At 68.4% G+C, this 15,366-nt stretch carries 12 protein-coding genes; 5 read left to right on the plus strand and 7 right to left on the minus strand.

Translation table 11 applies throughout. From position 1 onward, the window contains the following. Positions 1–3: 3 nt before the first annotated feature. The 6 genes from OHB49_RS39840 to OHB49_RS39865 form a co-directional block, all read right to left on the minus strand. A complete protein-coding gene (locus tag OHB49_RS39840) occupies positions 4–1,992 on the minus strand; it encodes a hypothetical protein (protein ID WP_329165811.1) in 1,989 nt (662 codons plus the stop codon). Between the two features lie 3 nt (positions 1,993–1,995). After that, the gene (locus OHB49_RS39845) at positions 1,996–3,783 is read right to left on the minus strand and encodes a heparinase II/III domain-containing protein (protein WP_329165812.1); all 1,788 of its coding nucleotides are present in this window, start codon (positions 3,781–3,783) and stop codon (positions 1,996–1,998) included. After that, positions 3,771–4,535: an SDR family NAD(P)-dependent oxidoreductase gene (locus OHB49_RS39850; protein WP_030975323.1), complete on the minus strand. Its 765-nt coding sequence runs from the start codon at positions 4,533–4,535 to the stop codon at positions 3,771–3,773. The genes OHB49_RS39845 and OHB49_RS39850 overlap by 13 nt, the downstream gene beginning before the upstream one ends. Before the next feature lie 45 nt (positions 4,536–4,580). Then, positions 4,581–5,501, minus strand: coding sequence for a carbohydrate ABC transporter permease (locus OHB49_RS39855; RefSeq protein ID WP_030975325.1), 921 nt, complete (start codon positions 5,499–5,501; stop codon positions 4,581–4,583). Continuing rightward, positions 5,488–6,390, minus strand: coding sequence for a carbohydrate ABC transporter permease (locus OHB49_RS39860; protein WP_329165814.1), 903 nt, complete (start codon positions 6,388–6,390; stop codon positions 5,488–5,490). The genes OHB49_RS39855 and OHB49_RS39860 overlap by 14 nt, the downstream gene beginning before the upstream one ends. A 78-nt stretch (positions 6,391–6,468) precedes the next feature. After that, positions 6,469–7,737, minus strand: a complete 1,269-nt coding sequence (locus OHB49_RS39865; protein ID WP_329165816.1) for an ABC transporter substrate-binding protein — start codon at positions 7,735–7,737, stop codon at positions 6,469–6,471. A gap of 225 nt (positions 7,738–7,962) precedes the next feature. On the opposite strand from OHB49_RS39865, the gene OHB49_RS39870 reads away from it, so the two are divergent. Further along, the gene (locus tag OHB49_RS39870; protein WP_329165817.1) at positions 7,963–9,069 is read left to right on the plus strand and encodes a LacI family DNA-binding transcriptional regulator; all 1,107 of its coding nucleotides are present in this window, start codon (positions 7,963–7,965) and stop codon (positions 9,067–9,069) included. Positions 9,070–9,199: 130 nt separating this feature from the next. Here OHB49_RS39870 and OHB49_RS39875 read toward each other — a convergent pair whose 3' ends face one another. Then, positions 9,200–10,594: an endo-1,4-beta-xylanase gene (locus OHB49_RS39875; RefSeq protein ID WP_329165818.1), complete on the minus strand. Its 1,395-nt coding sequence runs from the start codon at positions 10,592–10,594 to the stop codon at positions 9,200–9,202. Positions 10,595–11,390: 796 nt separating this feature from the next. On the opposite strand from OHB49_RS39875, the gene OHB49_RS39880 reads away from it, so the two are divergent. Genes OHB49_RS39880 through OHB49_RS39895 form a run of 4 tightly spaced genes read left to right on the plus strand, consistent with a single transcriptional unit; the run spans position 11,391 to position 15,328 of the window. After that, entirely contained in the window at positions 11,391–12,350 is a 960-nt protein-coding gene (locus tag OHB49_RS39880; protein WP_329165819.1) for an ABC transporter substrate-binding protein, read from the plus strand. A 10-nt stretch (positions 12,351–12,360) separates the two neighbouring features. Beyond that, positions 12,361–13,332 (plus strand): amino acid ABC transporter permease, encoded by a 972-nt coding sequence (locus OHB49_RS39885; protein WP_443079691.1) that lies wholly within the window; start codon positions 12,361–12,363, stop codon positions 13,330–13,332. Further along, positions 13,329–14,102, plus strand: coding sequence for an amino acid ABC transporter ATP-binding protein (locus tag OHB49_RS39890; protein ID WP_329165820.1), 774 nt, complete (start codon positions 13,329–13,331; stop codon positions 14,100–14,102). Before OHB49_RS39885 ends, OHB49_RS39890 begins: the two co-directional genes overlap by 4 nt. Further along, positions 14,099–15,328, plus strand: coding sequence for a M20/M25/M40 family metallo-hydrolase (locus OHB49_RS39895; protein WP_329165822.1), 1,230 nt, complete (start codon positions 14,099–14,101; stop codon positions 15,326–15,328). Before OHB49_RS39890 ends, OHB49_RS39895 begins: the two co-directional genes overlap by 4 nt. The last annotated feature ends 38 nt before the right edge of the window (positions 15,329–15,366 follow it).

Consider the following 15,366-nt stretch of genomic DNA (forward strand, 5'->3'; position numbering starts at 1 on the left):
GGGTCAGCCGACCTTTCCTGTGTACGGCTCCGGGACATCGAGGAGCACGCGTCCGTTCAGCTCCAGCCGCGTGGCCGCGACGACGTACGGTGCGTGGGCGTCGTCGCGGAGGAGCACGGCCGCGGCATCGGCGGACACAGCGGCGGTACGGATCCGGCGCGCGACGGGGGAGAGCAGCACCGTTTCGCCGTGGAAGGTGACGCCGTGCCCGTCCGTGCACTCGGCCCGCTCGCCCGGGTCCGCCGCACCGGGCGTGATCGCCGTGAGGAACAGCCCGTGGACGGACCGCGAGGATGTCGACCGGAGAGTGTGCAGTGTGCGGGTGAGACGCAATTCCGGTGTGCTGGACGTCGGATTGGCCTCGACCTCGGTGACCTCCGAGGCGACCGATGCGTCGAGCGGGGCGAACTGCCGTACCCCCGCCACGGCCGAGCCGGACCGGATCAGCCGCGTACCGTCCGGCTGCGGCTCGGTGGGCCGGTCGGTCTGGAGGAGGAACGTCCATTCCCGCCCCTCGCCCGGCTCCGATTCCGCCAGGTCGAGCAGCACCAGCCGCCCCGACGGGGTGAACACCAGCGTCCGGTCGAGCCGTCGCACCCCGAGCCCCGGGTCGTACATCGCGGCGATCTCCGCTGTCGCGTGCACCCAGCCGCACTCGTCGCCGACGAGCACATCGCGCTGCCGGGCCTGCCGCTCGAACGGAAGGTCCTTGTAGACGTGGTACCGGTCCTCGTCCGCGTAACCCTGCCCGTCCACCAGCAGCAGATTGTGGTGCGCGGCCCGCTTGCGGTTGCTGTACCCCTCGTCGATCGCAAGGAACTCACCCTGCGAGACCATCACGAAGGAACCGGAGTCCGGGTGATGGTGCCCCTGGTTGAGGGTCTCCCAGCCCCGTTCGGCCCGGTGCTTCGCAGATGTCTCCCACGCCTTGTGACCGCCGCCCGGACTCGCCTTGAACGAGACGAACGTGGCATCGTCGTCCCATCCCGTACGCGCCGCCAGCAGCCCCAGATCCGGGAAGAACGCCCGGGTCCCGGTGGGCCGCGTGGCCGGCACGGACGGGTCGTACCAGAGGTATTCGAGATGGGCCTCCGGCAGGATCCCCGGTCGCACCCCGCTCTCCGACGCCTCCTGCCAGAGCAGCTCGCCCGACGCCAGATCGCCCATCCACTGAGCCTCCGGGATGCCGTACTGGGCGGCCAGGCGGTAGTACAGGGCGGCGCTGTGCCCGCTGCGCCGGTCGTGGCAGTCGCCGTGGTCGACATTGCGGGCGAAGCCGGGGGCGGTCTGGTGCAGCCGGTAGTGGAACGTACGGGAGAGAAAACCGCCCCGGTCCCACCAGTCGATGCCTTCCGCCTCCTGGAGGAGATCCAGATGGATCGCCAGGAACGGCACACCGTATCGCCAGTAGACGACCCCCTCGGCGTGCGAGCCGTCCTCCGGCATCAGATCGAGGACCGTACCGAGGTTCTCCTTGGCGCGCTCGGTCCACTCCTCCTTGCCCAGCACGTACCCGGCCGTCGCCAGCCCCGCGTAACAGATCCAGTTGTGGTTCTGCCAGTACGACGACGACCACCAGCCGCCCTCGCTCGCCACCGCGAACTCGTACATCCGCCGCCCCTGGAGCAGCAGTTTGTACCGGAGCAGCGCCCGCAGCCCGTCCGGCAGATCGTCACCGATCCACCGATGGGCGAGCGACAGATGGTGCAGCAGCCAGCCGGCGTCCAGGTCGTGGTCCGGCATATGGGCCTTGCCCCAGTGCGGCAGTCGGACCGCCGCCTCGATCCAGCGACGGCTCTCCGCCAGATGGGCCGGATCGCCGCCGACCCGGTGGGCCAGCGCCGGATTGGACGCGGCGGGACCCAGCCAGGTGATGCTGGCCAGAGGGTGGGTGCGGGGCGGGGTCAGGCCGCGCAGGCGGGCGGCCTCCTCGTACAACCGCGCCTGCTGGGCGGGGCGCGGACCGGGCGGCGGGGTCGCCGAGAGCAACACGATTCAGTCCTCCGTCCGGAACCACGCCGTGCTGCCGTCGGCCAGACCCACCGTCAGCCCGTCACCGCCCAGCTGTACGTGGGTGACGGGGGGCCCCGCCGACGACGCCTGGTACACCGAGGCGAACGTGACCCGCTGCGTCTGCGCAGTGAAGTCGACCCGGGTGCAGATCCGCTGCGGATCGTCGGCCGGGCCGGGGCCCGGCCGGGTGACCGGACGGACCGGTACGCCGGCGGTGTGCGTGTGCCAGCCGTGCAGCGTCTCGTCGCCGTACCACGTGGTGCGTACGGGGCCGCCGGCCTGCAGCTGGACGTCCAGCGCGACGCCGGGGCGCAGCTGCTCGGTGAACTGTCTGGAGTCCTCCGCCGTGACCGTCAGCACATCGACGAGGTAGCCGTCACCGACCGTGATCCGCCGTACCGCGCGCACACCTTCGTAAGCTTCGGTCACCTCGGCGCGGACGGAGGCGCCGTCCGAATCGAGCAGCTTCCCGGTGCACTCCGCCTGTTCGGCGCGGTCCACCCGGAAGGCGGGATGCGCCTCGGTGGACGCGTACAGATCACGGAACTCGGCGTGGCCATAAGGGACCTGACCGGGATCGGGTTGCCATGGGGCGGTGTCCCCGTACAGATACAGCGACAGCTTGTCGCGATGTCCGTGCGAGCCCCCGTGCGGACCGAAGTCCAGCAGCGCATGGATCCCTGCCCCGCGCAGCACCGCATATCCGGTCGCGCGGAACACAGTGACCCGACCCGGCGCCGGACGCTCCGGCAGCGGCGGGCCCGCGAACCAGCCGCCCAGCGCCCGGTCCAGTCCGTCGTCGTGCGTGCCGAGTTCGGACCGGGCCCACGCCGCCACCGCCTCCAGGGCCGAGGACGGCACCAACTGCTGTGCCAGTGCCACCAGCTCGAGCCACTCCAGGGCGAGCGGACGGCGCAGATACGGGCCGTCGTGCAGTGCGGGGAGAACGCCGCCGGGTGTTGCGACGGTCGCCAGCACATCCGTCATTCCGGCGAGTACGTCGACCACATCGGACGGAATGGCCGCCGGATCCGTGGAGCGCAGCGCCAGCAGCGCGGCCCGCAGCACGAACCCGTGGTAGTAGGTGCTGCCCTCCCACTCCCAGCCGTCGTCGGCGACCGCGACGCGCAGATGCGCGTACAGCCCGTGGTCGCCGTCGAGCCATATCTTCGCACCCTCCCACTCCTGACCGCGGGCCGCGGCCGCGCCACGACTCGCCGCCACACCTGCGGCGTTGAGCCACGCCGTGTAGTTGGAAGCGAGGTGTCCCTGTCCCGTCAGCACATCCCGGGCGTCCAGCGCCGCCCGCTCCAGATCGTCGAGGAGCGGCAGCACCGCTGCCAGACCGTCCGCGGATTCCTCGGCCAGTGAGATGACGGTGTGTCCGATGTTGACCGCCCAGATGGCGTCGGTCAGCGCCTGGTGGAAGAGCCGGCCGCGCAGCATCCAGGCCTGTGCCTCGCCGTGCCGCTCGGTGGCGAGCTCCGCGTACAGACCGGCGTACTCGACGAGCCGGGCCACCGCCTCCGCCCGCTCACCCCGGTGGGCGAGTATCCGCAGATGCCGCGCCCACGCCTGGTGCGACAGCACCAGCCAGGCGCCGCGTACCGCCTCGTCGTCCACCCGGCAGCCGTACGCGCACCGCGCACCACCGTCCGGGAAGGTCCCGGCGAGCAGATCACCGTGGTCGAGCTCGACCCCGTGTGCCGGGCAGACGTACGCGTGCCACCAGCCGCCGCGCTCCCGGGCGATCCGCTTCAACGCGGCCATACGCCACCGTCGATGTCCACCGTGGTGGCGGTGAGGAAGCCGGACGTCGGCGACGCGAGGTGGACGACGGCCGCGGCCACGTCCTCCGGCGTGCCGGCCCGGCCGACGGGGATGCCCGCCTCCATCGCCTGCTGCGCCGCCGGCGCGGTGAACGTGTCGTGGAAGGCGGTGCCCTTGATGAAACCCGGGGCGACGGTGTTGACCGTGATCCCGGTACCGCCGAGTTCCTTGGCCAGCCCCTTGGTGAAGCCGCGGATGCCGGCCTTGGCCGCCGCGTACGCCACCGAACCGGGGCCGCCGCCGTTGTGCGCGGCCAGCGACGACATGGTGATGATGCGACCGGCCGACGACTGCGTCAGATGCGGCAGCGCGGCCCGCACGGTACGGAACGTCGACGTCAGGTTGGTGGACATCACCCGGTCGAAGTGGTCGTCGGTCATCTCGGCGATCGTGGTGCGGCCGATCAGATGGCCCGCGTTGCAGACCAGCACGTCCAGTCCGCCGAGGAACCCGGTCGCTTCATCGACGACCCGGTCGACATCCGCGGTCACGGTCACATCGGCCTGGAACGCCTTCGCCCTGCGGCCCAGCGCCTCGATGGCGGAGACCGTCCTCGCGGCCTCGTCGGCCGAGGAGTGGTAGTGGACGGCGACATCGGCGCCGGCCTCGGCGAGGGCGACGGCGATGGCCCGGCCGATGCCGTGCCCCGCTCCCGTCACCAGAGCGCGGGATCCGTTGAGATCAGCAGACATGGGAGACAACCCTTTCGATGACCGGCCGCTCGGGACCGGAACCGGTCACTTGAGACCGGCAGTTGCGAAGCCCTGCACGAAATAGCGCTGGCCGATGAGGAAGAGCACGACCATGGGGAGGGTGGCGAGCGTCGTGCCCGCCATCAGGAAGTGCCACTGGGTGCCGTTCTCCGTCTTGAAGACGGAGAGCCCGACCTGGATAACCCGCAGGCTGTCCGTGCGGGTCACCAGCAGTGGCCAGAGGAAGTTGTTCCAGGACGACTCGAAGGTCAGCAGCGCCACCGTGGTGAGTGCGGGCTTGACCTGCGGTGTCATGATCCGTGCGTAGATCCGGAACTCGCCGAGCCCGTCCAGCCGGGCCGCCTCCTCCAGCTCCACCGGAAGGTCCAGATAGAACTGGCGGAAGAGAAAGACGGCGAACGGGGTGACGGCGCCGGGGACGATCAGCGCCCACCAGGAGTCCAGCCAGCCGCTGCCGCCCTGGCCGAAGATGTCGTTCCCGCCGGCCAGCGGCATGAAGCGGACGATCAGGAACTCCGGCAGCACCTTCGTGTACGTCGGGATCATCAGCGCGGCGATGAAGAGATAGAAGATGACCTCGCTGCCACGGAACCTGATGCGGGCCAGGGAGTACCCGGCCATCGACGCCACCAGCACATTGAGCACCGTGTGGCTGATGGCGATGATGAAGCTGTTGCGGGCGTACGTGGCGAACGGCGCCGCCTTCAGCGCGTCGAGGTAGTTACCGAACTCCCAGTGCTGCGGCAGCAGTCCGGCGTTTTGCGAGGCGATCTCCGCCGGTGTCTTGAGCGAGGTGAGCACCATCCAGATGAACGGCACCACCATCAGCAGCGAGATGACGGCCAGCGTCACGTAGAGCGCGATCCGCCCGGCGGAGACCATTGTGGACGGGCCACGCGCGGGACGTGGCCGGGCGCTCGACTTCTGCAGCTCAGCTGTGGCCACGGGTGCCTCCCATGATCCGCCGGTTGACCAGGGTGAACCCCATGAGCAGCACGAACAGCACCAGTGACTGCGCACAGGCGTAGCCGACGCGGAACTCCCGGAAGGCGGACTTGTAGATCTCGTACGTCATCATCGTGGTGCTGTTGGCGGGGCCGCCGTCGGTCAGGATGTAGATCTGGTCGAAGGACTGGAACGCGCTGATCATCGACGTGATGAGCACGAAGAACGTGGCGGGTTTCAGCAGCGGCAGCGTGATCGAGAAGAACTGCCGCACCTTGGAAGCACCGTCCACCGAAGCGGCCTCGTACAGCTCCTTCGGCAGGGACTGCAGTGCGGCCAGGTAGATGAGCATCTTCATGCCGATGCCCTGCCAGATTCCGACAAGGATCACCGAGGGCATCGCCCACGTCGTCGACGAGAGCCAGGCCGGCCCGTCGATCCCGAGGAACGAGAGCAGCGCGTTCAGCAGCCCGTTGCCAGGGTTGTAGATCCACAGCCAGACCAGTGCGATCGCGACGGTCGCCGTCACCTGTGGCAGGAAGATCGCGGTACGGAAGATGCCGCGGGCTCGCAGTCCGGTGTGCAGCGCCAGGGCCATCAGCAGCCCCAACGCCATCCCGAACGGCACGGTGAAGAAGGTGTAGACGACCGTGTTGACGATGGACTTTCGGAAGACCGCGTCGTCCAGCATGTCCCGGAAGTTGTCCAGGCCGACGAACTGTGGCGCAGTCAGCACGTCGTACTTCGTGAAGGCCAGGACCACCGAGGCGACGACCGGCAGGCCGATCCAGAGCGAGGCGTGCAGCAGGGCGGGCGCCACCATCAGCATTCCGGCCCGGCGCCGACGGCGCCCCGGACCCGTCGGGACCCTGCCGGTACGCTTCGGCACCGTCTTCTTCTCAGGCGGGGAAGGCGGCCGTGCGGGCCTGGCCTTCACTACGGATGTCGTTCCCACAGTGACGGGTCCTCACATCCTGCCGATGGCGGCCTCGGCGAGCCGGCCGAGTTCCGCGATGGCGTCCTTCGCGGACTGACCGCCCACGATCGCGGGCTCCAGCGTCGGCTTGATCTTCTCGCGTATCTCCATCCAGGCCGCAGTGCCGCCCTCCGAGCAGGCATCGCCCATGCTCTGCAGAGAGAGATCGACGAACTTGTTCTCCTTCACGTAGCTGGTGTCGTTGAGGTCCTTCAGCCCCGGCACCGAGCCCCGCTGCTCGGCGGCGCCGAGGATCGACTCGGGCGTCGCGAGGTGCTCGACGAGCGCACGGGCCGCGGCAGGGTGCTTGGAGCTTGCGGACTGGGAGACGAGCGTGCCGCCCTGAAGCATCGCCGGCTTGCGGTTGGCGAGGATGAACGCACCCACCTTGTCACCCTCGATCAGCTCCGGATTGGTGTCCTTCAGCTGATTCCACAGGGCGCTGGTCGACATCATCATCGACGCCTTGCCGGTCTGGATGTTCGACGGAGCACCGAGGTCGGTCTTCTTGGCGTAGTCCGACGAGCCGTCCTTGATCAGGTCCTTGAAGAACTGTAGCGCCTCCACCCCACGGGCGTTGTTGAACAGCACCTTCTTGCCGTCCGCGCTGAAGAGCCGGCCGCCGTTGGCGAAGAGGAACGTCTCCCAGCACTGGCGCAGATCGATCGAGAACGGGTCGAAACCGAGGTGACCATCCCTCGTCAACTGCCTTGACACAGCCCGCAGTTCGGCCCAGTTGGCCGGAGTCTTCTTGATTCCCGCCTCGGCGAAGTGGTCCTTGCGGTACACGACGATGCGAGTGTCGAGGACGACCGGCAGCGCGTACAGCCTGCCGTCGTACCGCGACGGCTCCAGCACCCGCTTCTCGTAGTCGTGCGCGGAGGCCAGCTTCTCCGGCAGCTCGGCGATCGCCTTCTTGGCGGCGAACGGCGGGATCCAGCCGACCCCCATCATCAGTACATCGGGCAACAGCCCGCCCGCGAGGCCCGTGGTGATCTTCTCGTTGAGCTGGGCGTACGTGGTGTAGTCGACGTTCACCTTGACCTTGGGATGCTTCTTCCTGAAACCCCCGAGGATCTCCTTCTCCAGCAGCGACTTGCCGTCGGCGCCTTCGTAGATCGGGGTGAGCAGCGTGATCTCGCCCTCGGCGGGGCCGTCGGCGGAGCCGGCCGTCGATGTGCCGGTACCGCATCCGCCGAGCGCTGCGGCAGCGGCGCCCGCACCGATTGCGGCGAGCAGCGACCGTCTGTTGAGTTCCATGGGACACCCCTCTGGAGGTGGAAGCTGTAGATCGATCCAGCGATGGCAACCCGGCCACTACTGGGAAGCGCTAGTAAATCGATGCACTGATGCTAGGAACGCCTCAAGAGAGACGTCAACAGCTGATGCACGAGAATTTTCAAGGGAGTTAACAGGTGTACCGGTGAAGAGTGTTCAGTAAATCGGTACACTGGATCGTCGAATGGGTTCCGAACCGGAGGTGGCATGAGCGGGGTAACGATCCATCAGGTCGCGGAGGCTGCTGGGGTTTCCGCGAGCACGGTTTCGAACGTCCTCAACGGACGTACGGACCGTATGCAGGCGACCACCCTGGCCCGAGTCGAGCGGGCGATCGACCAGCTGAGCTACCGGCCCAACCGTGCGGCAAGGATGCTGCGCACCGGCCGGATCAAAGTCATCGGTCTCATCGTGCCGTCGGTCGCCAACCCCTTCTGGGGGTCGCTCGCCCGCGAGTTGGAGTCCATCGCGCTCGCCGAGGGCTACCACGTACTGCTCTGCAACAGTGAGCGTGATCCGGCCCGCGAGCTCAAGTACGGCGAGGAGCTGCTCGCCGACGGGGTGAGCGGAGTAGTGCTCTGTTCCTCGCTGCCGTCGCTCGATCATGTGGCACCGCTGCTCAGTCGCGGTCTGAAAATGGTCGCCTTCGACCGCACCGCCCAGGCGGGTGACCCGCCGTCACTGGCATCCATCAGCGTGGACAACGCGATGGGTGCCGAACTCGCCACGCGTCATCTCATCGAACTCGGCCACCGACGGCTGGCGTTCGTCTCCGGGTCGGTCAGCAGCGTCAACCGCCGCGAGCGACTGCGCGGCTTCCGCGCCGCCCTGGAATCGGCGGGGCTCGACCCGGCCGACGCGGTGGTCTGGCCGGGCGCCGACACCACCGAGTTCAGCGACAAGGATGCCGCCGAACTGGGCCGCAAGGCGGCGCGGGAGCTCCTGTCCGGACCGCACCCGCCCACCGCTTTCGTCGCCATCAACGACATGTGCGCGATCGGGATCTGCCGGGGCGCGAAGGACGCGGGGCGCAGCGCCGGACAGGACGTCTCGGTGGTCGGCTTCGACGACATCCTGCTCGCCGACCTCTTCGAACCGCCGCTCACCACGGTCCGCCAGCCGCTGCCGGAGATGGCAGCCGAGACGTTTCAGCAGCTGCGGGCCAGGATCGACTCGGCCCCGGTGGCCGGGCGTTCCCTGCTCATCCGGCCGCGACTGGTCGTACGGGAGTCGACGGCGCCGGCCCCGGTGCCCGCTCCGGCCGGTGCCTCCGTCCCTGCATCGACGGAGGCCGGACAGCCGCTCGTGGGATAGCCGGAGTGCGGAACCGCCCGCCGATTCCGCACCCCGCCCTGTTCCGTACAGCGGTGCAGGACGCCGTACGACGGTTCAGGCGCGGCGACCGGGAAACGCCGCGCCCTGCGCGCCCGTCACCGACGGTTGATCAGGAGGCAGTGCAGGCAACGATGGAGGGCGTCGCCGTGCTGCCGTTCGTCATGACGGTGAACCCGAAGGTCGTCGACGCTCCGGCCGCCAGGCTGCCGTTGCCGTTCGGCTTCATGGTCATCACGTTCCCGCTGGTGTCCCAGCTGGGAGTGCCGTTCCAGGTCGTGGAGACCTTCTGCGGCGAGGTCAGGGTCACCGGCACCGACCAGCCGGTGATCGCGGAACTTCCGGCCTTCACCGTCACCTGCCCGTTGTAGCGGTCACTCCAGGAGTCGGTGCGGGTGTAGGTCGCCGTGCAGGTGGCGCCGCCCGTGCCGCCACCAGGAGTACCGCCACCGGTGCTGCCGCCGAGTGCGGCGAGCACCGCGTCGTACGCGGGCTTCTTGTTGTAGTTGTTGTCGAACAGCAGCGGGGTGCCACTGCTGCGCCACGAGTACTTGTCGGGGATGCCCCAGACAGTGATGCCGGTGCAGCGCGAGACGGCCAGGCAGGCCTTCACCACGTTGCCGTAGTTGGTGGCCTGCGCCGAGCCGGAGCCCTCGATGTCCAGTTCGGTGATCTGCACATCGACGCCGAGGTCGGCGAAGCGCTGCAGATTGGCCTGGTAGTCACTGGGGACGGGCGAGTTGCTGTTGAAGTGTGACTGGAACCCCACGCAGTCGATCGGCACGCCGCGCTGCTTGAAGTCCTTCACCATGTTGTAGACCGCGTTGCTCTTCGCGTTCTGACCGTCGGTGTTGTAGTCGTTGTAGCAGAGCTTGGCACCCGAGTCGGCGGCGCGAGCGGTACGGAACGCCTCCTCGATGTAGCCGTTGCCGAGCTTGTCCTGGAACGGGGAGCTGCGGCGGGCGCCACTGCTGCCGTCCTGGAACGCCTCGTTGACCACGTCCCAGGCGTAGATCTTCCCCTTGTAGTGCGTCATGACCTGGGTGATGTGGTTGTTCATCGCCGTACGCAGGTCGGCGGCGGCGAGGCCACCCACCCAGCCGGGCAGCTGCGAGTACCACACCAGGGTGTGGCCGCGGACCTTCATCCCCTTGCCTTGGGCGTGGCTGACTATCTGGTCGGCCGAGGAGTAGTTGAACGAGTTGCGGGTGCCTTCGACGGCGTCCCACTTCATCTCGTTCTCCGGCGTCACCGCGTTGAACTCGGTGTCCAGCGTGGAGGCGTACTGCGCCTCACCGAGGTGATTCGCGGCCACCGCCGTACCGAAGTACCTGCCCTTGGCCGCGGCCGAGGCGCCGAGTGTGCTCGCGGCGTTCGCGCTGCCGACGAGCGAGAGGACACCGGCGGCGGCCAGGACGCCGGCCGTTCCGAGGGTGAGTGCCTTACGGACCCGGGCACGGAACTGCGGGCGTTCGGGCTCGAAGCCTCGGGGGGAATTGTCGATCACTGACCAACCTCTTCTTCCGATTGCCGGACGGAATGAGCGGACCGCCCGGACAGGGATGGATGGACCGTTCAGGGCTGTGTGTTCCGCCTCCGGACGCGCCGACGAATGGCGGTTCTGCGGCGGGGAGTTGATCGGTGAAGCAAGGAGCGAGGGAGAGTATGCGCCCGACGATGGGTAACGTCAACGCAGCATTTACGAAATATTTCGAAGAGGTAAAGTGCGGAATCTGCACACGAGGTGGCTTTGACCTGCTCAGATGCTGTTCCGATGGTGTCGGCGAGGGTGTTCTGAGTCGCCTGGTGGACGCAGTCGCATGCGTGAATTACGAAAGTCTGCCGAAATGAGGCATGTGCATCGGGTGGAGGTACGGGTTTGCTTCGTGGATCACCCGGGTCATCCGCATCTAACGGCGGAGCAGTTCGTACTTTTCGGTGGATCAAGGCTCGATCTCGGTACGAAAGCGGCCGTAAGTGCATCGAAATATTTCGGAATGGATGCGGATCGAGTGCATCGCGAGCCGCTCGATGCTCCGCGCGCAAGGTCGCCATGTGTCGGTAATGCTTGTTCCGCATCGAGTGAGCCTTCTGCAATCTGAAACATGGGTGATGGTGGCCGCTCGCTCGTTGGGGCTGTGGCCTTGATGTGTCTGCCGCTCGGAGACCGTAGCGCTGCTCGACGAGGCCGTTATTGATACGTAACAGGCGTTACAGTGGAACGAATGAAGGCGCCATGTGTAACGTGCGGGAAGTTCGTCGGCGGTGAACCGACCGCACGGCAGTTCCGCGAGAAGAGGTCCGTGTTGCACACCCACCCATGGCGCCGCGCAGTTGCGGCCACAGCACTGTTGATCACAGCGGCCACGACGCTGTCCGGCTGCGGCAGCGACCCAGGCGACAGCGACACCGCTGCGCCCGCAGCCGGCGTCACCATCACCGGCGTACGCATCACCCGCGATGCGAAGCTCCACGCGGCCCTGCCTGCGGCCGTGCGGTCCGCCGGTGCGGTCAGGGTCGCCACCGACGTTCCGTACGCCCCGTTCGTGATGTTCGCGACCGAGGGCAAACCCGAACTGACCGGGCTCGACTACGACTTGGGGCAGGCGCTGGGGGCCAAGCTGGGGGTGCGATTCACCTTCACCGCGCAGAAGTTCGACGGCATCGTGCCGGCGATCCAGGCCGGCAAGTTCGACGCGGTGATGTCGGCCATGACCGACACCAAGGAGCGCCAGCAGGTCCTGGACTTCGTGGACTACTCCGTGTCCGGCTCGGGCATCCTCGTCACCGAGGGGAACCCGCATCACATCACCGAACTCGACGATCTGTGCGGCAAGAAGGTAGGTGCCGAGGCCGCCACCCACCAGCTGGACGTGCTCAAGGCCCATCAGGCCGCGTGCAGGGACGCCGGCAAGGAGCCCGTCTCCATCCAGACGTTCCCGAAGGAGGCGGATGCCCAACTGGCCCTGCGATCACGGAAAGTCGCAGCCGACCTGCTGACCAAGCCCGCCGCGGGCTGGACCGCCGAGACCGCCGACGGCGGCCGGGCCTTCGAAGTCGTCGACGACCCCGAGGCGGTCGGCGGCTACGAGGCCACCCCCAACGGGATCGGCGTCACCAAACGCCTGCCCGGCCTCACCCACGCGGTCCAGAAGGCCGTGCAGGCGCTCATCGACGACGGGACGCTGCGCAGGATCTGCGCCAAGTACGGTGTCGAGTCCATCGCGGTGCGGGAAGCCACCAAGAACGCGGCGGTGTCCTGACATGACAGCCATGACCCCCGCCGGGGCGATGCAGAGCCCTCCCGTACCGGCCGCGCCCGCACCGGACACCCTCACCGCCGTGCCGGTCCGTCACTGGGGCCGCTGGCTCGCCGCGGCGGCGGCCGCCACCGCCCTTGTCGGGCTCATCGGTTCCCTGGCCGGCAACAAGAACCTGCACTGGGACATCGTCGGACGCTACGTCTTCGCCGACCTCGTGTTCAGCGGACTGGCCACGACGCTGTGGCTCACCGCGGCCGCCATGGCGATCGGGCTCGGTCTCGGTGTCCTCGTGGCAGTGATGCGGCTGTCGTCCAACCCCGTCCTGCGCGCCCTCGGCACCGCTTTCGTCTGGGTGTTCCGGTCGACGCCCCTGCTGGTCCAGATCATCTTCTGGGGGTATGCGGGAGCGCTCTACCAACACGTCCTGATCGGCCTCCCGTTCACCCACGTCACCTTCCTCCAGGCCGACACCAATGCACTGCTCACGCCCACGGTTGCCGCGCTCCTGGCGCTGGGGCTGAACGAGGCGGCGTACGCGAGCGAGATCGTGCGCGCGGGTATCCAGTCCGTCGACCCGGGCCAGGCGGAGGCCGCGCACTCGCTCGGCATGCGTCCTTCCCTCACCACCCGGCGCATCGTGCTGCCCCAGGCCATGCGGGTGATCATCCCGCCGCTGGGCAACGAGACCATCAACATGCTCAAGATGACCGCACTGGTCTCCGTGATCTCCGCCCACGACCTGATGTCCAACATCCAGGACGTGTACGCGCAGAACTACCAGGTCATCCCCATGCTCGTGGTCGCCTCCATCTGGTACCTGATCCTTGTCACGGCCCTGAGCCTTCCGCAGTCCTGGCTGGAGCGCCGGTACGGGCGCGGCCTGGCCCCCACCGCCGCAGCCGGTCCGCTGCAGCGCCTCGTCGCCGGTGCCCGGCTGAGCCTGTCCCGTACCACCCCCGCCCCGACCGGCCCGAAGGGATGACGACGGTGAAGACGCCGATGGTGCACGCCGAGGGTGTGCGCAAGCACTTCGGGAAGGTCGCCGTGCTCCAGGGTATCGACCTGACCGTGGAACGTGGCCAGGTCTGCTGCCTGCTGGGCCCCTCCGGCTCCGGGAAGTCCACGTTCCTGCGCTGCATCAACCACCTGGAGAAGCTCGACGGGGGCAGGCTGTCCGTCGACGGTGCGCCGGTGGGCTACCGGCAGCAGGGAAACCGGCTGTACGAGCTGAAGGAGCGCGAGATCGCCCGCAGCCGCCGCGACATCGGGATGGTGTTCCAGCGGTTCAATCTCTTCCCGCACATGACGGCGGAACAGAACGTCATGGAGGCGCCCATGAAGGTCACGGGCGTCGCCAGGGACGAGGCCCGCGCGGACGCCCGGCTCCTGCTGGACCGCGTCGGTCTCGCCGACCGTGCCGACCGGTACCCCGCCCAGCTGTCCGGCGGCCAGCAGCAGCGTGTCGCCATCGCACGGGCCCTGGCGATGAAGCCCAAACTGATGCTCTTCGACGAACCGACGTCCGCACTCGACCCCGAACTGGTCGGAGAGGTTCTGGACGTCATGCGCCAACTGGCCTCGGAAGGAATGACGATGGTGGTTGTCACCCACGAAATCGGGTTCGCCCGCGAAGTCGCGGACACGGCCGTCTTCATGGACGGCGGCGTCGTGGTCGAATCGGGCACCCCGCGGCAGGTACTCGGCGACCCGCAGCAGGAACGCACCCGCGCTTTTCTGTCGAAGGTCCTGTGAGCGCCCCCGCCCGGGCCCGGGGCACGGCGGCACGCACCGCGGCCCTGCTCCGCCCGGACGCCGTCGCCCTGCACGACCGCTACCTGTCGGACCTGCGGTACCTCGTCTCCATCGACTCCGGCTCGTACAGCCCCGAAGGGGTCAACCGGGTCGCGGCATGGATCGTACGGCGACTGACCTCCCTGGGCTTCGAGACCGACCGGGCAGTCGTCACCGCCGAAGGCCGCGACTCCCGGTTCGGAGACCTGGTGGTGGGGCGGCTACGTGGCCGACTGCCCGTGGAGCGCGGCGGGCGACGCATCCTGCTCGCCGGGCACATGGACACCGTGTTCGACGACGGGACCGCGGCCGAGCGGCCCTTCCGTCTGAGCGGCCCGCTCGCCCACGGACCCGGAGTCAGCGACGACAAGGGAGGACTCCTCGCCGGGCTCACCGCCGTGGAACTCCTGCTGCACCGGCGGATGCTGGACTTCGCGGAGATCGTCTTCCTCGCCACCCCCGACGAGGAGATCGGCTCACCCGCCAGCCGCCCGGTCACCGCGGCGCTCACGGGCGGAATCCACTACGCGCTCGGTCTGGAGTGCGCCCGCGAGAACGGCGACCTCGTCATCGCCCGCAAGGGCGTGGCCGACTTCGTGATCACTGTGACGGGGCGGGCCGCGCACGCCGGAATCGAACCGGAGCGTGGGGCGAACGCCGCGCTGGCGGCCGCGCATCTGCTCATCGACTGTCAGAAGATGAACGGGCGCTGGGGCGACGTCACCGTCAATGTGGGCATGGTCAGGGCGGGCAGCCGCATCAACATCGTCTGTCCCGAAGCGCAGCTGCACGTAGAGGTGCGGTCGTCGACCGACGACGGGATCCGGCACGCCCGAGAGGCCATCGAAAAAGCAGCCGCCCGACTCCGCGTGCCCGGCACCAACGCCACCGTCCGGCAGACCGAAGCCTGTCCGGCGATGGAGGACACCCCGGCAGCACGCACCATGTTCGCCCACGCCGTGGAGGCCGGGAGGGAACTCTCCATCGCTCTGGGCGCCACAGCCACCGGTGGAGTCGGCGACGCCAACACCATCGCCGGCGCCGGCGTCCCCACCCTCGACGGCCTCGGCCCGGTCGGTGGTGGGGACCACGGACCGGACGAGTGGCTCGACGTCACGACCGTTCCGTCCCGCGTGGCCCTGCTGGCCGCCCTGATCGTGACGCTCGGGGATGCGGGCGGCAGCTGACCGGGCTCCCCGGCGCGACCCGTCGTCGATGCGGAGGG

Source organism: Streptomyces sp. NBC_01717 (assembly GCF_036248255.1).
Lineage (GTDB): Bacteria > Actinomycetota > Actinomycetes > Streptomycetales > Streptomycetaceae > Streptomyces.

Coding starts and splice junctions, on each gene's coding strand:
- OHB49_RS39845 (WP_329165812.1), bottom strand. CDS start 3,783: ATGGCCGCGTTGAAGCGGATCGCCCGGGAGCGCGGCGGCTGGTGGCAC.
- OHB49_RS39850 (WP_030975323.1), bottom strand. CDS start 4,535: ATGTCTGCTGATCTCAACGGATCCCGCGCTCTGGTGACGGGAGCGGGG.
- OHB49_RS39865 (WP_329165816.1), bottom strand. CDS start 7,737: ATGGAACTCAACAGACGGTCGCTGCTCGCCGCAATCGGTGCGGGCGCC.
- OHB49_RS39870 (WP_329165817.1), top strand. CDS start 7,963: ATGAGCGGGGTAACGATCCATCAGGTCGCGGAGGCTGCTGGGGTTTCC.
- OHB49_RS39885 (WP_443079691.1), top strand. CDS start 12,361: ATGACCCCCGCCGGGGCGATGCAGAGCCCTCCCGTACCGGCCGCGCCC.
- OHB49_RS39890 (WP_329165820.1), top strand. CDS start 13,329: ATGACGACGGTGAAGACGCCGATGGTGCACGCCGAGGGTGTGCGCAAG.